A 19,306-nucleotide genomic window follows, 5' to 3' on the forward strand; every position below is an offset into this window, starting at 1 on the left:
AAATTACGCTAAATTATTTCCCATGTAAGGATCTGTTTCTGTAATCCTTCCGTTTTCAATCTTGCCGGCATATTGTTGTTTGAAAACGCTATTTCCGGTTTGAATTATACTGAAATCGTACCAATTTCCATTTTTTGATAAGTTTAATATAATATTGATTGATGATTTTGGCTTTAAACTAACAGTTTTGGTTTGGTTATTATATTTATTATCAATTATTTGAATATTTAAAGTTGACGAACCTATATTTTCAAAATAGAAAATCAGATTCCCACTCACTTTTTTAGAAATTGTACCTGTAATTTCAGGTTTAGCGTAGATAATTAGATTAGGATTTTTATTATTTCCCTTAAAATTCCTATAAAAACCATTCGGCCCGTTTATTGCGAAATCATAAATTCCATTATCAAAATCATCAATGCTGATTTTATCTCTTATAATATCGCCACATTTAACAGCATAAGCCCAGGTTTTGCCAATTACGCCTTTATATTTCAAAATTGTGTTCATGTTGAATGGCGCTCCAACGTTTTCTGTTTCGCTTCCAAAAATACCTTTTGCAGCCTGAAATTTAAGCTCAATTTCATTGTTCGAAAACTCAGCATCAACCAATAATTGATAAGGCAAAGCACAAGCAGGCTTTGTTCCTTTTTCTTGCTTTGGTGCATACTTTGAAGTTTCATTTGCAAAATTTTCGAAACGGTTCATTTTAGCAACTTCAACTTTATTAAGTGCCGTTGGACCAAGTTGCGCTGGTTTGTTTTTTGCATTAACAATATTGGCCACAACGATTTCACGTTTTAAAGGTTCGGGAGATTTTATTTCCTCACCATTATAAGGTCTGAAAACGGAGGTTAAATCACCGCAAAAGTTTCTTCTCCAATCGCTTATATTATTGCTTTTTAAAGCTTTACCTATTTTCTTGGATAACCATTTTTCCATAAACATTAAGGAAGAAGTATGGTCAAATACCTGAGAATTTACGAAGCCACCTTTACTCCAGGGCGATGCGACAACCATTGGAACGCGATAGCCTAATCCAATCGGACTGCCTTTTCTATTCTCATAATCAGTTGCAAAATTTATACCTTCAGAAACTTTTCCGCTTGATGGATCGTCAGGATTTGGAACCACAAAAGGCGGTTGATGGTCGAAATAACCGTCGTTTTCATCATAAGTAAGGATAAAAATAGTTTTCTTCCACACTTCAGGATTCTTGGTTAAAATATCCAGTGCTTCACTAACATACCAGGTACCATAAAGTGGCGAGCTAGTATGGTCAGAGAAACGTTGTGGAGCAACCAACCACGAAACGGCAGGTAATTTTCCACTGTCAACGTCTTTTCTAAACTGATGAAAAATATCTCCCTTTGGGATGTTAACCGTCTCTTTATTTCCCTGATCATTGGTAAAAGTAAAAGGTTCTACATCAATGTAATCTTTCTGAGAAATGTTAGTTGTAAAAGCTTTGTCAACCAGGTTTTTTTCTCGCTGAGATAGTTTATCATATTTAGCCTGAACTTCAGCCGCTGTTAAAGGTGGTTTTACTGTATTGTCTCCATTTTTTCTGAAGTAAGCAGAAAGTTTTACGTTATGCCTGCTCACATATTCAATCGGATTATCTCCGTAATTACCGCACCAATCGTCTATTTCGCCCTCGGGTAATTTGGATGTCCACAATTCATTTTGGTAAATACGCCAATCGATTCCATTATCCTCCAGCTTTTCTTGAAAAGTAGGCCAGTCTACAAAAACATTGTTTTGCGATTCAGCCTGCTCGTTATTAACTACAGCAACACGATTCAAACTTTGTTCACCACGCACAGTTCCAGTAAAAAAGAATAGCCGATTTGGGGTTGTACCTGTTAACGAAGAACAAAAATGTTGGTCGCAAACTGTAAAAGCATCTGCCAAAGCATAATAAAATGGCACATCATTCCTATCATAATAAGATAATGTCATTGCGGTTTTTACCGGAAACCATTTATCATATCGTCCGCCATTTCTGGCAGCAACCTGATCATTCCATGAATGTGGCAAACCACCTTGCCAGGTAATTTTAGTTTTATTAATATCTACGTGAAATGGCGCATAAGTATAACCTTGTCCGTCTTTTTGTAACCAAACTTTATTTCCATCAGGCTGAATGTGAGGATGTGGATCGTTAAAGCCTCGAACACCTTTCAATTTTCCAAACATATGATCGAAAGAACGGTTTTCTTGCATTAAGAACACAATATGCTCCGCATCATAAAAAGTGCTCCCCGGCTCGGCATTTATAGCCATTGCCTTTAATATAGAACTCGGAAAAGTATTTGCAAAACCAGTTGTACCAGCCAATAAAGAGGCTTTTTTTAAAAATTCTCTGCGTGAATCCATTACGAAATATTATGATGCGAAAATGTAAAGGGCGATACCACTAATCCATCTCCTGCAAAAATTTTTACACTATTTTTGATAAACCCTAACGTAATCTACTTTCATTGTTGCTGGGAAAATGGTTTCATCAATTCCTTTACTTCCACCCCAATTACCGCCAACAGCTAAATTTAAAATTAAGTGAAAGTTTTGGTCAAATGGCCAATCGCCAGCGCCCTTACCGGTATTTTTAAACGTTAAATATTTCTGATCGTCGATGTAAAAATCTATCCTATCTTCAAACCATTCTACAGCATAAACATGGTACTCAGTATATGGATTTTCTACCTTTAAGGCCTTGCCAACCTGTGTATTAATAATGTGATTAAATTTTTCGGTATGAACCGTTCCGTGTACATTATCCGGATCGTATCCTACGTGTTCCATAATATCAATTTCGCCGCTTTTTGGCCAGCCACCATATTTTGCATTGCTTGGTAAACCCCAAAATGCTGGCCATAAACCCCTGCCTTTGGGTAAAATCATACGAGCTTCTGCCCTACCATATTTAAAATCGAATTTACCTTTCGTAACCAAACGAGCTGAAGTGTAATGATTTTTATCCTTATCCTCCTTTAATGCAACAATGTTTAAATTACCTTTTTTAACAATCGCATTTGCGCTATCGGCCTTTGTGTAATATTGGAATTCATTATTTCCATAGCCATCACCTCCAACATCGTAACCCCAGTTTTTTGCTAAAGGAAGTCCGGCGTCGTTAAACTCGTCGCTCCATTTTAATTTCCAGCCTTTTGCTGTTGGTGTATTTTTTAGCTCTTGAAAAAGTAGTTCAGGCTCGTTGGTTGTAATAAATTCTACATTATGGGCTAATAACCATTGCATTTCCGGAGCAGTATTTATCGTCCACGCGTTTACCGTTAAACCCAACTTCTGTGCATTTTCTATCCAATTGTCTTTCTGATAAACACTATAGTGATAATCTGCGCCGGTTAATTTATCTGCTTTCATTTGTTCGGCAGTAACATCACCTCTTAAATAAGCAACTTTGGCATTCGGAAGCAATTGTAAAACACGTTTACAATAATCATAATCGAAACTGATGTATTCTGTCCAATCTAGAGCTTTAAGTTTTTTAACCATTTCAACGCATTTATTGGTTACTTCAATACCGCGTTCCTTGCTAATTAAAGATGGTTTTATCTCCAGAATAAGTTTTGTAGTTTTTTGCTTCTTTCCGGCAAGCAGATAACTTTCAAGTGTTGGAATTTTTTCGCCATTACTCATGGTTTTGGTTAGCAATTCCTCATATTTTACAGTTTCGATTTTTAACCCTTGAAACTCCGGGTCGTGATTTACAACTAAAACACCATCTGCAGTCATCCAAACATCAAATTCAGAACCGTAACAACCAATACGCACGGCTTCATTTAATGCAGCTATCGAATTTTCGGGTAATTTATTTTTTTTCCAGGCACCACGGTGTGCGATAACCTGATTTTTGTTCCAGTTAAATTTTTGTGCGAAAGATGCGGTAAAAATGAAGACCATAAAGGCTGAAATAAATATTCGTTTCATATCTGGTTTTGACTGTTTTTTTGCCCAAAAGTATGGGTTTGTAATTAAAGTTAGTTAAGTTTTATGTAACCATAGTATTAATCGATTGAATTTCTTGGAAAGAAGTTGCTGCCTATTATATGCGTTAGTTGGGTAACAGGTTGAACCCAAAAACGATTTTCATTGAAGATTAAACCCGATTAAAGTGAAAAGCCCGCACGCGAGGTACGAGTGCGGACTTGTAACGAAAAGCTGGGCTGAAGTTTCCTATATCTACAGGAACTTGCTTTTTAAATTATTTTATTTCGGTTTCGTCTAATAATTACGGGCGTTCGTCTATAATTATTTCAATCTGGTATAATACAGCGAATTACTGTGCAACGTTTTCGCGGTATCGCAGTCTTATATTCAAAACAACAACAAAAAGATTTAAGAAATTTAAAATATAAGATCATGAAAAATTCTATCAAAAATTTATTCGCAGCAGCTTTAACAACAATTGTTTTAGGCGCTTCAAGTGTAGCAGCAATTGCTTCGGAAAACAACAACAGTTATACGAACTTAACTGCGGTTAAAAATATCAGCAAAATAAAAATCAGCGGTAATGTAAATTTAATTTTAGTTCAAGATGCTAAAGAAAGTGTTGAGGTTTATGATAGCTACTATACAAAAAATGCCCTTGTGCAACAACAAAATGGCGAGTTAAGAATTAGCTCTTTTAACAATGAGGCTTTAACTGTTATTGCGCATGTAAATAATATCACAGATATCGAAGCATCGAACAATGCATCGGTTAAAACATCGGGAAACTTTAATCTATTAAACCTTAATGTGGTTTTAAATGATAAAGCAACTGCTGATATTACTGCCAATACAATTAGTTTAAGTACAAATATTAATGGCACCAGCAAGCTTAACTTAAGTGGAACTACCGAAAATTACAATGCTATTTTAAGTTCATCGGCAAAGGTTGGCATGAATGGTTTCACTGCAAAAGATAGCAATGTGAGCGCTGCACAGATGGTAATTTATAATGCAAATCGTTTTAATGATATAAAATTAGAGTTATTGGAAACGATAATTTAATAGAAGATAAAGTTTAGTTTTAGTTAATGATAGAAGCAGCGGCGGAGCGATTCCTCCGCTGTTTTGTTTTTGGGGAATTTAGATAATCAATATTGTGCCATATTTAACTGTAAAATTGGCCTATAGAAATACAATTTATTCTTCCAAATATATTATCCGTACTTTTGTAGCAATTTTCCTTTATAAATTCGAAATACAAAGAAATTGAGCACACTAATTGCGGCAGAAGGCTTAGGTCATGGTTATCATGATGAATGGCTATTTAAAAATTTAACCTTAGGTATTAACTATGGGCAGCGGGTAGCGTTGGTTGGAATTAATGGTGCGGGCAAAAGCACACTTTTAAAATTACTAGCGGAACGTTTTCCTCCGCTCGAAGGAAAAATTGTAAAAAACAAAGCCGTTAAAATTGGTTTTTTAGATCAAGAACCTCAATTTACTGAAGGCTTTTCTATTAGTGACCATATCTTTTCTTTAGAAAATAAACAACAACAGTTGATAAAGGAATATGAAGAACTGATTGAAAATCCGAATCCGGATGAAAAAACACTTAACCGTTTATACGAAGAGTTGAGCGAGCATAATGCCTGGGAATACGAGCATGAGATAAAAACCATTTTAAACAGAATGGGCATTACTCACTTGCAACAAAAAATATCTACACTTTCGGGCGGACAAAAAAAGCGGTTAGCTCTTGCTAAGCTACTTATTGAAGATCCTGAAATTTTAGTTTTGGATGAACCAACCAACCATTTAGATATCGATACAATTGAATGGTTAGAAAAACTTTTAACTACCGGGCAAAAAACAATTCTCTTAGTTACGCACGACAGGTATTTTTTAGATAATGTTTGCAATACAATTGTAGAGTTAGATAGAGGCAAAATTTTTAACTACAATGGAAATTACGCTTACTTCTTAGAAAAGAAAGCTGAACGGGAAGCTTTAGACGCAACGGTTTTACACAAGAACCAACAGCTATTAAAGAAAGAATTAGAGTGGATGAGGCGCATGCCACAGGCTCGTGCTACGAAATCTCAAGCTAGAATTGATGCTTTTTATGATTTAGAGGCAAAAACCAAGAAAAAGTCTGACAATCAAAGTGTTACATTAAAAATGAAAATGTCTCGACAAGGAGGCAAAATTATTGAGTTGGAACACATCGCTAAAGCTTTTGATGAACGAAAAATTATAAATGACTTTAGCTATACTTTTAAAAAAGGTGACAGAATTGGTTTAGCTGGTAAAAATGGAACCGGAAAATCCACACTTCTTAATATTATTACCAGTCAACTTACTCCAGATTCTGGCTTAGTTGATACTGGTGAAACTACTGTTTTTGGTTATTACAAACAAGGCGGTTTAACTTTCGATCCGAAAGAACGAGTAATCGATATTGTTAAGTCTGATGCCGAATACATTAAAATGGCTGACGGTTCAGTGATTACTGCTTCTGCCCTACTTACGCTTTTCCTCTTTCCACCGAAGAAGCAACATGGCATGGTAGAAAAATTAAGTGGCGGAGAAAAGAAGCGTTTAAACTTAATGAAGGTTTTAATGCAGAATCCAAACTTTTTAATTTTAGATGAGCCGACTAACGATTTAGATATTGATACGTTAAATGTTTTAGAAGAATTTCTAGAAAATTTTCCAGGCATATTAATGTTGGTTTCCCATGATAGATATCTGTTAGACAAAATGAGTGACCAGCTTTTTATTATGGAAGGCGAGGGTGTTGTAAAGATTTACAATGGAAATTATTCTGAATATAGATTGAGTTTAGAACAACCTAAAAAAGTTGAAGCAAAGAAAACTCAAGTTGAAACTATAGAAACAGCACCAATAAAAGCTAGCAAAAAGCTTAGTTACAAAGAACAAAAAGAACTTGAGGAAAGCGAAAAAGGAATGGAAGAAATGGAAGCTCAAATCCAAAAACTTACTGAAAGTTTATCAAATATTGCTGCTGCTGACTATTTAAAAATTCAAGAGGTTTCAAAAAACATTGAAGACTTAAAGCTTAAACTTGATGAATATACAATGAGGTGGCTTGAGCTTTCAGAATAAACAAAAAGAACTTTTACTTAATTTCTGAGTTTGTTTCACGTGGAACATTTAAGGTTTTTTAGTAAGATATTAATTAATAAAACAATTGTTCCACGTGGAACATTAGACATAATAATATGTTTTCTAAATACGATTTGATTGTTGTTGGCGCTGGACATGCAGGCTGTGAAGCTGCTGCTGCTGCTGCCAACTTAGGATCATCAGTTCTACTTATAACAATGAATATGGGCACTATTGCTCAAATGAGTTGTAACCCTGCAATGGGCGGTGTAGCAAAAGGACAGATAGTCCGGGAAGTTGATGCAATGGGTGGTTATTCTGGTATAATATCAGATAAATCAACTATTCAGTTTCGTATGCTCAATAAATCAAAAGGACCTGCGATGTGGAGTCCGCGAGCACAAATTGATAGAATGAAATTTGCCGAAGAATGGAGGTTGGCGTTAGAAAACACGGCAAATCTAGATATGTGGCAAGACAGTGTTGTAGGCTTATTAGTTAAAGATAATACTGTATATGGCGTAAAAACTTCTTTAGGTATTGAAATAGAAAGTAAGGCAGTTGTGCTAACAAATGGAACGTTCTTAAATGGTATCATTCATATTGGAGAGAAGAAATTTGGTGGAGGCCGTACTGCAGAAAAATCATCAACAGGTATAACTGAGCAATTGGTAGAACTAGGTATGGAAGCTGGAAGAATGAAAACCGGTACTCCACCTCGTGTTGATGGAAGAAGCTTAGACTATTCAAAAATGGAAGAGCAGTGGGGCGACAATGATAAAAGCAAATTTTCATTTACGGATACAGTAGTTTCTACAGACCAACGTTGCTGTTGGATAACTTATACAAACAGCGAAGTTCATGAAACTTTAAAAGAGGGTTTCGAAAAATCTCCAATGTTTACCGGGAGAATTAAAGGTTTAGGCCCAAGATACTGTCCATCGATTGAAGATAAAATTAATCGTTTTGCGGAGCGAGATAGACATCAAATCTTTGTTGAACCGGAAGGATGGAATACTTGTGAAATTTATGTAAACGGATTTTCAACTTCGCTTCCTGAAGATGTACAATTTAAAGCACTAAGATTAATACCAGGTTTTGAACAGGCTAAAATGTTTAGACCAGGCTATGCAATTGAGTATGATTTCTTCCCACCTACCCAATTATCTTTAACACTAGAAACAAAATTAATTAGTAATTTATTTTTAGCCGGACAGATAAATGGAACTACTGGATATGAAGAAGCAGCTTGCCAAGGTTTCATGGCAGGTATAAATGCACATCAAAAAATCAATGATAAACACGAGTTAATCATGAAACGTTCGGAAAGTTATATTGGTGTTTTAATTGATGACCTGGTAACTAAAGGAACTGAAGAGCCTTACAGAATGTTTACTTCAAGGGCTGAGCATCGTTTATTATTAAGACAAGATAACGCTGATATTCGCCTCTCTCCTATTGGCCACGAATTAGGTTTGATCTCTGATGAACGTTTAGAAAAAGTTAATCAAAAAGTTGCTGCTGCAGATGCTTTAGTTAAATTTACGAAGACCCAAGGTATTGAAATGGCCGATGCAAATCCTATGCTAGAAAATTTAGGTTCTAGTGCATTAAATCAAAATGTAAAAATTCATAGCTTAATTGGCAGACCACACGTAGGCTTACAAGATATTATTAAAGTAAGTAAACCTTTGGCAGAAGCAACCAAAAATTTAGACGAAGAAACAATAGAACAAGCTGAAATTAAAATTAAGTACGAAAGCTATTTTGAAAAGGAAAATGAAATTGTAGCAAAAATGCTTAAGATGGAAGACAAAGAAATTAAACCGGATTTTGATTATAACAAAATTGTTTCAATCTCTAAAGAAGCTCGTGAAAAATTATTTAAGATAAAACCAAGAACTTTAGGACAAGCATCAAGAATTTCGGGTGTTTCACCATCAGATATTTCAGTTTTAATGGTTTATATTAATAAGTAATTGATAATCAGTTATTTAAAGTAAATAATATTAAATAAAAATTACACATCACAGAATTGAATAAAAAACTTTTTTAACCTTACTGTTCCAAAAACTATTAAAACGTCTTAGAACGCTTAAAATATGCCAAATTTTAAATCACAGTATTTTAATCTAATAAATTTAATTGCCTTAGCGATTATCGCGTGTTTTTTTGGCTGTGCATCGCCCCAACCCATTACTGGAGGTCCGCAAGATAAAACACCACCGAAAGTTTTAAGTATAACACCGAAAAATTTGACAAGGAATTTTAATGCTAAAAAAATTGTAATTGATTTTGATGAGTATTTTAAAATTGTTGATGAAACAAAAGAATTTACAATTTCACCAGAACTAGAAAAAGCGCCGATTCTTAAAATCAAAAAAAGATCTTTAGAAATTTCGATTGCAGACACGTTAGAAAAAAACACAACCTATACTTTAAATTTTGGTAAAGCCATTGCCGATATAAATGAAAGTAATGTTCTGAAAAATTTCAGTTATGTTTTTTCTACAGGGCCAGAAATTGATTCCCTTTCTTTAAGTGGAAATGTTACCAATGGTTTTACAGGTGAAAGTGAAATGGATGTCACTGTTTTAATATTTCCTGTGGAGCGAGATACATTATTTGGCAAGAAAAGACCATCAATTTATACTTTAACGGATAGTTCAGGAAATTACAAATTGAATAACCTAAGAAAAGGAAAATATAAGGTTTACGCCATCAAAGAAGCTAGGGGTGGTGGAGATAAAATATATCAACAAATAAGTGATGAAGTTGGCTTTTTAAAGGAGCCAATCACAATTGAAAAGAATGTTGAAAATGTTAACCTTACTGTTTTTAAAGAACTAGCCCCGGAATTTAGAATTACAGAGAACAAGCTTAATAATGATGGAAGCATTAGTTTAAGCTTTACTCAACAGCTTAAAAAGCCAGAGATAACGGTAACTGAACCTGCCGCAATAGACGCTGGTAAAAGGGTTGTGTTTACTAAAAATAATGATTCTGCTAAAGTTTGGTTGAATGATTTGAGCTTCGATTCAATAAAAGTGGCCATTAAAGATCAGGGAAAAGTTTTACAAACCATTAATTTAAGCAGAGCAAAAAGAGATACTTATATTAGGGACATCACAGCTACAGATAATGCAGCTTCTGGTAAGCTCAATCCATTCCAACGATATACATTAAATTTCAACTTACCGATTACTGCCGCTGATGCATCAAAAATCACTTTGTTAGATGATTCTATAAAAAGAACAACTTTTCAGTTATTAAAAGATAGTACCGATTTTCTTAAATATTATATTGTATTCCCTTGGAAAGCTAAACGAAATTACGATATCAAGTTTTCAGCTGGCGCCTTTACTGGAATTTTCAACTCGAAAAATAAAGAATTTGTAAAGAAATTTACGTTAGATGCAACGGATAACTACGGGAATCTCGCATTGAATGTTTCCATTCCGGATACCGCCAAAAGTTATTTAGTTGAAATTCTGAACGATAAAAAAGTACTGATTAAATCGTACAACATCAGATCAAATATTAAACTTAACTTTAATAATTATCCTGCTGCAAAGTATTTAATCAGAGTAGTTTATGATGAAAATAAAAATGGAATCTGGGACACAGGTAATGTAAAAAATGGTTTTCAACCAGAAAAAATATGGTATTCAAAAGATGAAATTTCCTTAAGGCCAAACTGGGATATTGAAAATAACTTAACTATCCCTCCCCCACCAAAAGATTAATTATGGATTGGTAAACCAACCCGAATACATAATATAGTTATCAGGTAACTTATTTAATAAAGCCCTTTGCTCATCAGTAATGGGCTTTATTCTTTTTGCAGGAGTTCCGGCATACAAAAAGCCAGTCTCGCAGATGGTATTTTCCAGAACGACAGAACCTGCAGCAATAATGCAATATTCTTCAATAACTGCATTATCCATAACAATTGCACCCATTCCAATTAGTACATTATCTTTAACTATACAACCATGAACAATTGCATTATGTCCAACAGAAACACGATTACCAATATGTGTAGATGCTTTTAAATATGTAGCGTGAATTACAGCACCATCCTGGATATTTGACTCATTTCCAATTGTAATCGTGTTTACATCGCCTCTAATAACTGCATTAAACCAAACTGAACAATTATTGCCAATAACTACATCACCTACAATCGTAGCATTTTCTGCAATGAAATTATCTTTTCCTATTTCTGGATATTTATTTTTTACTGGTAGTATTAAAGGCATAATTATAATGTTAGATGGAAGATGTAAAATGGAATGTAATTAATGATGTCACAGTCAGCTAAAATACAGTATCAATCAATTCTTTAGCATGATTTGGATAATCTGTTGTAAAATGTAATCCTCTACTTTCTTTACGCTGCATAGCTGATTTAATAACCAAATAAGCCGTTTGAATTACATTTCTCAATTCACACAATTTAACAGAAACTTTGTTCATTTTATAAAATTCTTCCGTTTCCTGATAAATTAAAAACAGTCTACGATGGGCTCGTTCCAAACGGAAATCTGAACGTACAATACCTACATAATCACCCATTATCTTTTGCAATTCGCGAAGATTATGGGTAACCAACACATCCTCATCACTCTGTGTAACACCTTTAGAATCCCACTCCGGAATATTATCAGGTATCAAATTATCTTTAAAGTTTTCAATTGCGTCTTGATAAATACGATGAGCAAATACAGTTGCTTCTAGTAAAGAATTAGAGGCCAAACGATTAGCACCATGCAAACCGGTAGATGAACATTCGCCACACGCATATAAATTTTTAATAGATGAGCGACCATATTCATCAACCAAAATACCACCACACATATAATGTGATGCTGGGGTAACTGGAATGAAATCTTTGGTCATATCAATACCTATTGATAAACATTTAGCGTAAATATTTGGAAAATGCTTCAAAATATCTGCCTTTTTCCTCATGGTGATATCTAGATAAACAAAATCATCACCAGACTTTTTCATTTCATTATCTACTGCTCTTGCTACTATATCGCGTGGTGCTAATGACTTACGTTCATCATATTCATGCATAAATTCTTCGCCATTTTTACGTCGAAGTACACCACCGAACCCGCGAACAGCTTCAGAAATTAAAAAAGATGGATACTCTCCTGGATGATATAAAGCAGTTGGATGGAACTGAATAAACTCCATATTTCTAACTTTTCCTTTAGCACGATAAACCATAGCCATACCATCACCTGTAGCAATAACAGGATTAGTTGTTGCAGAATATACGTGACCAGCACCACCTGAAGCCATAACGGTTACGTTTGCCACAATCTTTTCCACATCGTTAAGCTCTGTGTTAAAGGCATATATCCCATAACAGTTAATATCTTCAGTACGTTTATCCACAAACTCACCAAGGTGATGTTGGGTAATTAACTCCAATGCAAAGTAGTGTGTTAATATCTCTATGTTCGGATTCTCATGAATTTCCTTTAAAAGCACCCGTTCAATTTCATAACCAGTGATATCTTTATAGTGCAAAACACGGTGTTCAGAATGACCGCCCTCTTTAGCTAAATCATAAAAACCAGCATTGTCTTTATCGAAATTTATACCATAGTCTATAATCTCCTGAATTCGCTGAGGCCCCTCTTTTACAACGATTTCCACAATTTTTTTATCGCATAAACCATCGCCCGCAATCAAAGTATCGTCTATATGTTTTTCAAAAGAATCGTCCTTATCCACAACAACAGCAACACCACCTTGCGCATATTTTGTATTCGATTCATCTTCGTTAGATTTTGTAACGATTAAAACCTTACCATATTTAGCCGCTTTAAGTGCAAAACTCAAACCCGCTATACCTGAACCAATTACCAGAAAATCTACTTTTCTCATCTAAAAAACATTTACTTTATCAACGCTGTTGATAACTATAGAACAACTGTTAGTTTTATGTAGAAATAATTCTAACAAATAAATTTGAATGTTTAAAGCTACTCTAAAAAGACAATTTGCCACAATCTTTTACCCAATTTTTAAGCACATTTGTACAAGTAATTAACTTTTCACACACTTATAAACAATTAACATTCCAGTATTGATAAAAATTGAGACATTTTTCGATAGTGCTGAAAATCAATCTTATCATATTACAAAAATGTAATCTAAATGTTAGTAAACGATTAACAACTTACATTAAAGAACTTTATTTCAAAACTTGCCAACAATACTAACACACTAATAAACAAACAAGATTTATTTATTTAAAATAACTTATTAATTATTGAGACGTGGAAAGCTTTATCTTTGACCAACGTCAAAATTCAAAAAAGGAAAATTTAAAAATGAACATAGATGTCTTAGAAGAAATTAACAAAAAAGGATTTGTAGAGGAAGATATTGACCCGACACTAGACTTGTTTGTTGAAATCGAGAAATTAAAGAAAGAAAAGAATGCGATTATTTTAGCGCATTATTATCAAGAACCTGATATTCAAGATATTGCAGATTATATTGGAGATAGTTTAGGATTATCTCAAGAAGCTGCAAAAACTGATGCAGATGTGATTGTATTTGCCGGTGTGCATTTTATGGCAGAGACAGCGAAGATATTATCGCCTACAAAGAAGGTTTTATTACCCGATGTAAAAGCAGGTTGTTCTTTGGCCGATAGTTGTCCACCACATTTATTTAAAAAATTTAAGGAGAAATATCCCGATCATTTGGTGATTACTTATGTAAACTGCACAGCTGAACTAAAAGCTTTAAGTGATATTGTTTGTACATCAACCAATGCTGTTCAAATTGTAGAAAGTTTACCGAAAGACCAGAAAATAATTTTCGGACCAGATAGAAATTTAGGTGCCTGGGTTGCTAAAAAGACTGGCAGAGATTTGGTATTATGGAATGGGGCTTGCATGGTTCATGAAATTTTTTCCCAGGAGAAAATCACCAAGTTAAAAGAGCGTCATCCAAACGCAAAATTTATTGCACACCCAGAATGCGAAGAAGCTGTTTTAAAAATGGCTGATTATATTGGTTCTACTACAGGTTTGTTAAAATATGCCATTTCTAATCCTGCAAATGAATTTATTGTAGCAACGGAAAGTGGTATTATTCACCAAATGGAAAAAGCTTGTCCGGATAAAACTTTTATTCCGGCGCCGCCTAATAACAGTTGTGCTTGTAACGATTGTCCGTATATGAAAAGAAATACTTTAGAAAAACTATATTTATGTCTTAAAAATAGTTCTCCGGAAGTAACTGTACCTGAACATATTATAGAACAAGCTCGTAAACCAATTCAAAGAATGTTGGATATTTCAGCAGAATTAGGATTATAAAAAGGAAAGTCGTTATTGCGAGGAACGAAGCAATCTACTAGTGAGATTGCTTCGTTCCTCTCAATGACGGTAAATACATAATAGATGAAAATAAACGACATTCTAAAAAATTATTCCGGCCTGCTTTGGCTATTACTCGGTATAACTGTTGGTAGTATCGTGGGTTTAATTTTTGGAAAGCGTGTTGAAAGTATTAAACCATTAGGCGATATATTTTTAAATCTGTTGTTTACCGCCGTAATTCCGTTAGTGTTTTTCGCAGTTTCATCTGCGATAGCAAATATTGATAGATCGAAAAAACTAGGGAAACTATTAACCATTATGGTGCTTGTTTTCCTATCAACGATACTAATTTCAGCGATATTGACATTAGTGGCAACCTGGATTTTTCCGATTCATCAAGAACTTGGCAATAATGTTTTACCCCTAGAGAACGAAAAAATTCAATCCTTTGGAGAACAAATGACCCAACTATTAACCGTTGGAGAATTCTTCGAAATTGGAAGCCGGAAAAATATGCTGGCGCTGATAATTTTTTCCGTTTTAGTAGGTTTTTCAACTTTATATTCAGGTAAAGATGGCGATGGCTTCAAAAGTTTTTTAGTATCGGGAAATGAGGTAATGAAAAAGCTTATCATACTGATAATGAAACTTGGACCTATTGGTTTAGGTGCTTATTTTGCTTATCAGGTTGGTGTTTTCGGACCACAACTTTTCGGTACTTACGCCAAGGCTTTAGGTTTGTATTACGGAGTTGGGGCATTTTATTTCATCGTATTTTTTACCTTATATGCCTTTATTGCAGGAGGTTTCAAGGCAATAAAAATCTTTTGGAAAAATAATATTGTACCCTCTTTAACATCTGTTGGCACCTGTAGCAGCATTGCAACCATCCCTGCAAATTTAGAAGGAACTTCAAAAATGGGTGTTCCGGCTTACATAACGAATGTGACGATTCCGCTTGGCTCTACGCTTCATAAAGATGGTTCGAGCATTAGTTCTATCGTTAAAATAGCGGTTGTTTTTGCCATTTTTGGTAAAGATTTAACAAGTGTAGATACTATTCTTTTGGCCTTAGGCATTACAGTTTTGGTAAGTATTGTTGAAGGTGGAATTCCAAATGGTGGTTATATTGGAGAATTATTAATGATTTCTGCTTATCAATTGCCACCAGAAGCCTTACCGCCAGCAATGATAATTGGCACCTTAGTAGACCCGATGGCCACTTTATTAAATGCTACCGGAGATAACGTTGCCGCCATGCTAATTGCCAGATTTACAGAAGGAAAAAATTGGATGGATAGTAAATTATCTTAGTAAAAATGTCATCCTGAGCTTGTCGAAGGACTCGCTTATAACTTAAAATAAAATCAAGGGCTTCGCCCCATTATTGCAAAAAGTAAAATTATGTTTGAGAATAAAGACCGTACAGATATAAATGAATTAGGTGAATTTGGCTTGATTAAGCACTTAACCACCAATTTCAAAATTAAAAATGATTATTCGGTAAAAGGTATTGGAGATGATGCTGCAGTGTTAGATGCAAAGGGAAAACAAACCTTAATTTCTACTGATTTATTGTTAGAAGGCATCCATTTCGATTTATCGTATGTACCATTAATGCACTTAGGTTACAAAGCAGTTCAGGTTAATTTGAGTGATATTTATGCCATGAATGGTAAGGCAAGCCAAATAACAGTTTCTATTGGTTTGTCTAGTAAGTTCCCTTTAGAAGCTGTAGAAGAAATTTATAAAGGAATAGAATTGGCTTGTAATAAGTTTAATATCGATTTGATTGGTGGCGATACTTCATCAAGTAAACAAGGTTTAGTAATAAGTATTACAAGTATTGGATATGCTGATGCTGATAAAGTTACTTACAGAAATGGTGCAAAAGAACATGATTTACTTTGTGTTTCTGGCGATTTAGGTGGCGCTTATGTAGGCTTACAAATCTTGGAGAGAGAGAAATTAATTTATCTGGAAAACCCTCAAATTCAACCAGATTTAGAAGGAAAAGATTACATCATCGAAAGGCAATTGAAACCTGAGGCCAGAATGGATATTGTGGCTTTGTTAGAAGATATGAGCATCAAACCGACTTCAATGATTGATATTTCCGACGGTTTGGCTTCTGAAATTTTGCATCTTGCAACACAAAGCGATAAAGGAATAACCATTTACGAGGAAAAAATTCCTATCGACCCAATGACTTACGAAACTGCCCGCGAATTGGGTATTGACCCCACAGTTTGTGCATTAAGCGGCGGCGAAGATTATGAATTGCTATTTACCATCAGTCAGGATGATTATAAAAAACTAAAACACGATGTAGATATTACGGTTATTGGTCATGTAACGGATAAAAATTCGGGATGTAAAATGGTTTCAAAATCAGATAATGTACATGAATTGAAAGCGCAGGGCTGGAACGCTTTTAATAAGTAATTAAGGTTATTCTTAAACTACTCGTCATTGCGAGGCACGAAGCAATCTTAACTGAGTAGACTGCTTCGTGCCTCGCAATGATGAATTTTTCATATCTACTCTTCATCCAAATACTTTCCATCAATCTGCTTTGTTGCTTTGGCGCCAAGTTTTTTGATTTTTTCTGAAGTATTTACCAGATTTCCAGAACCATCTGATAATTTATTGATTGCCTTATCGTAAGCATCCTGCCCATTTTTGATGTGTTTACCAATAGATTCCATATCCGAAATAAAGCCAACAAATTTATCGTACATACTTCCGCTTAAGCGAGCAATTTCGAGTACATTTCTATTCTGTCTTTCCTGTTTCCACATGCTGGCGATGGTGCGTAAAGTGGCTAACAAAGTTGATGGGCTTACAATAACCACCTTTCTGTCCCAGGCAAAATTGAAAAGTTCTGCATCTTTTTGTACAGCAATACTAAAAGAAGATTCTATAGGTACAAAGAGCAGAACAAAATCAGGAGAATTAATTTTATACAAATCATGATAGTTTTTTGCAGATAACTCTTGAATATGATTCTTAATTGAAGTTAAATGCTGTTTTACATAGCCTTCACGCTCTTCATCAGTCTCCGCCGATACAGAACGCTCATACGCAACCAAACTAACCTTAGCATCAACAACAAGATGTTTACCATCTGGCAAATCAATCACAACATCTGGTTGGTACCGACCGCCTTCGGCGGATACTAGCGAGGCTTGAATGCGATATTCCTGATCGCGTACTAAGCCCGAACGTTCTAAAACTTTTTCTAAAATTACTTCGCCCCAATTTCCTTGTTTCTTACTATCGCCCTTTAGTGCTTTGGTTAAATTATTTGCATCTTCCTGAATAAGCTTACTTTGTATCTGCAGTTCAGAAATTACACCTTTCAGAATATTTCGCTCATCTGATTCAGCTTTATAAACTTTCTCCACTTTTTCTTCAAAGGCTTTAATATTTTCTTTCAGTGGATTTAAAATCAAATCCAAGTTCGTTCTATTTTGCTCAACAAAACGAATAGATTTTTCTTCAAGAATTTTATTTGCAATGAGTTCAAAATCCTTATTAAACTTTTCTTGATTTTGCTCTAAACTAACTTTCTGAGCAGCTAATTTTTCTTTCTCTGCCTGATAAAAAGAACGCGTACCTTCCAATTCACGATTTGCATCTGCAAGTCTATCGCGTTCGGTTTGCAGCTCTTCAATTAAGCGTTGCTGTTCTTGTTTCAATAGTAATGTTATATGCTCTTTTTCTGCTAATAAATTAGAAACACGTTCGTCAGCTTTAGCCATACTTATCTTTAATGCATCATTTTCAGCTTTCAGTTTTTCAAACTCTTCAACAGAAATGATTGAAATAGAGGTTGGTTTCTTAAGAAATAAAAGAATAATAACAACCAATATGACAATAAGTAAAACGATAGGGACAAATTCCATAATGATAATATTTTTAGTAAAAATGAAGATTAAAAACAGATATACCAAAAAATATTAGTTAATATGAAATGGATATAACGAAAAAAAATATTTATAATTGAGCTTTCAATATTGCAAATGAGCGAATTAACCATACTAATTTCATGTCCGGATAAAGTTGGCTTAGTAACCAACATCACTCGGGTTTTAGCGGCACATCAACTAAATATTGTAGCCATGCGAGAATTTGTTGATGAGGCAAACAAATCATTCTTTACGCGTATTGCCTGCACAGGAAATTTAGATGTTGAGCAAAAACTGGAAGAAAAACTTTTAGAAAATCTACCTGAATTATCAGAAGTAAACTTAATAAACCATAAGGAAAAACAGATAGCTGTTTTGGTTACAAAAGAGTACCATTGTCTTGCAGAGATTTTAGTTAAAAATCAATTTAAAACATTGGGGGCAAATGTTAATTGTGTAATTGGCAATTATGATGGTTTAAAAGATTTTACAGAAAGCTTAGGTATTCCGTACTATTATATTTCTCATGAGAACAAGGATAAAAACACTTTCGAAGCAGAAATAAAAGAAGTTATTAATCAATTTGAGGTTGACTATATTGTTTTGGCAAAGTTTATGAGAATTTTATCGCCAGACTTTGTGAAGGACTATTCAGGAAAAATAATTAACATTCATCATTCATTTTTGCCGGCATTTATTGGTGCAAATCCGTATAAGCAAGCTTTTGAACGAGGCGTTAAGATTATTGGGGCAACGGCTCACTTCGTTACTGATAATTTGGATGAAGGTCCGATAATTACCCAACATACTTCGCATGTCGATCATAATTTTGGTGTAAAGGAAATGGTAAGAGCCGGAAAAGAAATTGAAAAAAAGGTGCTTTTAGAAGCGCTGGAATTAATTTTTGAAAACCGTGTTTTTGTAAGCGGAAATAAAACAATCGTGTTTAAATAA

13 protein-coding genes are annotated in these 19,306 nt (G+C 34.4%); 8 read left to right on the plus strand and 5 right to left on the minus strand.

Annotated elements, in window-relative coordinates; all coding sequences use genetic code 11:
* Positions 1-3: 3 nt before the first annotated feature.
* A complete protein-coding gene (locus tag R2Q16_RS05425; RefSeq protein ID WP_316735612.1) occupies positions 4-2,379 on the minus strand; it encodes a phosphocholine-specific phospholipase C in 2,376 nt (791 codons plus the stop codon).
* 69 nt (positions 2,380-2,448) lie between these two features.
* Complete coding sequence (locus tag R2Q16_RS05430; RefSeq protein ID WP_316735613.1) at positions 2,449-3,954, minus strand: glycerophosphodiester phosphodiesterase family protein; 1,506 nt, start codon at positions 3,952-3,954, stop codon at positions 2,449-2,451.
* Between the two features lie 432 nt (positions 3,955-4,386).
* On the opposite strand from R2Q16_RS05430, the gene R2Q16_RS05435 reads away from it, so the two are divergent.
* The 4 genes from R2Q16_RS05435 to R2Q16_RS05450 all read left to right on the plus strand — a co-directional run bounded on the left by R2Q16_RS05435 (position 4,387) and on the right by R2Q16_RS05450 (position 10,829).
* On the plus strand, positions 4,387-5,019 hold the full coding sequence (locus R2Q16_RS05435; protein ID WP_316735614.1) for a GIN domain-containing protein: 633 nt from the start codon (positions 4,387-4,389) through the stop codon (positions 5,017-5,019).
* 204 nt (positions 5,020-5,223) lie between these two features.
* Complete coding sequence (locus R2Q16_RS05440; protein ID WP_316735615.1) at positions 5,224-7,083, plus strand: ABC-F family ATP-binding cassette domain-containing protein; 1,860 nt, start codon at positions 5,224-5,226, stop codon at positions 7,081-7,083.
* Between the two features lie 116 nt (positions 7,084-7,199).
* Positions 7,200-9,062 carry a tRNA uridine-5-carboxymethylaminomethyl(34) synthesis enzyme MnmG gene (gene mnmG / locus R2Q16_RS05445; RefSeq protein ID WP_316735616.1) on the plus strand — a complete coding sequence of 621 codons (1,863 nt, stop codon included), beginning with the start codon at positions 7,200-7,202 and terminating at the stop codon, positions 9,060-9,062.
* 123 nt (positions 9,063-9,185) lie between these two features.
* On the plus strand, positions 9,186-10,829 hold the full coding sequence (locus R2Q16_RS05450; protein WP_316735617.1) for an Ig-like domain-containing protein: 1,644 nt from the start codon (positions 9,186-9,188) through the stop codon (positions 10,827-10,829).
* Here R2Q16_RS05450 and R2Q16_RS05455 read toward each other — a convergent pair whose 3' ends face one another.
* Positions 10,830-11,345, minus strand: a complete 516-nt coding sequence (locus R2Q16_RS05455) for a gamma carbonic anhydrase family protein (RefSeq protein WP_316735618.1) — start codon at positions 11,343-11,345, stop codon at positions 10,830-10,832.
* Positions 11,346-11,403: 58 nt separating this feature from the next.
* Positions 11,404-12,990: an L-aspartate oxidase gene (gene nadB, locus R2Q16_RS05460; protein ID WP_316735619.1), complete on the minus strand. Its 1,587-nt coding sequence runs from the start codon at positions 12,988-12,990 to the stop codon at positions 11,404-11,406.
* Positions 12,991-13,385: 395 nt separating this feature from the next.
* Between nadB and nadA the strand changes: the two genes are divergently transcribed.
* The 3 genes from nadA to thiL all read left to right on the plus strand — a co-directional run bounded on the left by nadA (position 13,386) and on the right by thiL (position 16,886).
* Positions 13,386-14,438: a quinolinate synthase NadA gene (nadA, locus tag R2Q16_RS05465; RefSeq protein WP_316735620.1), complete on the plus strand. Its 1,053-nt coding sequence runs from the start codon at positions 13,386-13,388 to the stop codon at positions 14,436-14,438.
* Between the two features lie 84 nt (positions 14,439-14,522).
* Positions 14,523-15,755, plus strand: a complete 1,233-nt coding sequence (locus tag R2Q16_RS05470) for a dicarboxylate/amino acid:cation symporter (RefSeq protein WP_316735621.1) — start codon at positions 14,523-14,525, stop codon at positions 15,753-15,755.
* 90 nt (positions 15,756-15,845) lie between these two features.
* Positions 15,846-16,886 carry a thiamine-phosphate kinase gene (thiL, locus tag R2Q16_RS05475; protein WP_316735622.1) on the plus strand — a complete coding sequence of 347 codons (1,041 nt, stop codon included), beginning with the start codon at positions 15,846-15,848 and terminating at the stop codon, positions 16,884-16,886.
* Between the two features lie 95 nt (positions 16,887-16,981).
* Here thiL and rmuC read toward each other — a convergent pair whose 3' ends face one another.
* Entirely contained in the window at positions 16,982-18,349 is a 1,368-nt protein-coding gene (rmuC, locus tag R2Q16_RS05480; RefSeq protein ID WP_316735623.1) for a DNA recombination protein RmuC, read from the minus strand.
* 117 nt (positions 18,350-18,466) lie between these two features.
* Here rmuC and purU point away from each other — a divergent pair, with 117 nt between their 5' ends.
* Entirely contained in the window at positions 18,467-19,306 is an 840-nt protein-coding gene (purU, locus tag R2Q16_RS05485) for a formyltetrahydrofolate deformylase (RefSeq protein ID WP_316735624.1), read from the plus strand.

The organism is Pedobacter aquatilis, assembly GCF_032678425.1.
In the GTDB taxonomy this organism is placed as follows: Bacteria; Bacteroidota; Bacteroidia; order Sphingobacteriales; family Sphingobacteriaceae; genus Pedobacter; species Pedobacter aquatilis_B.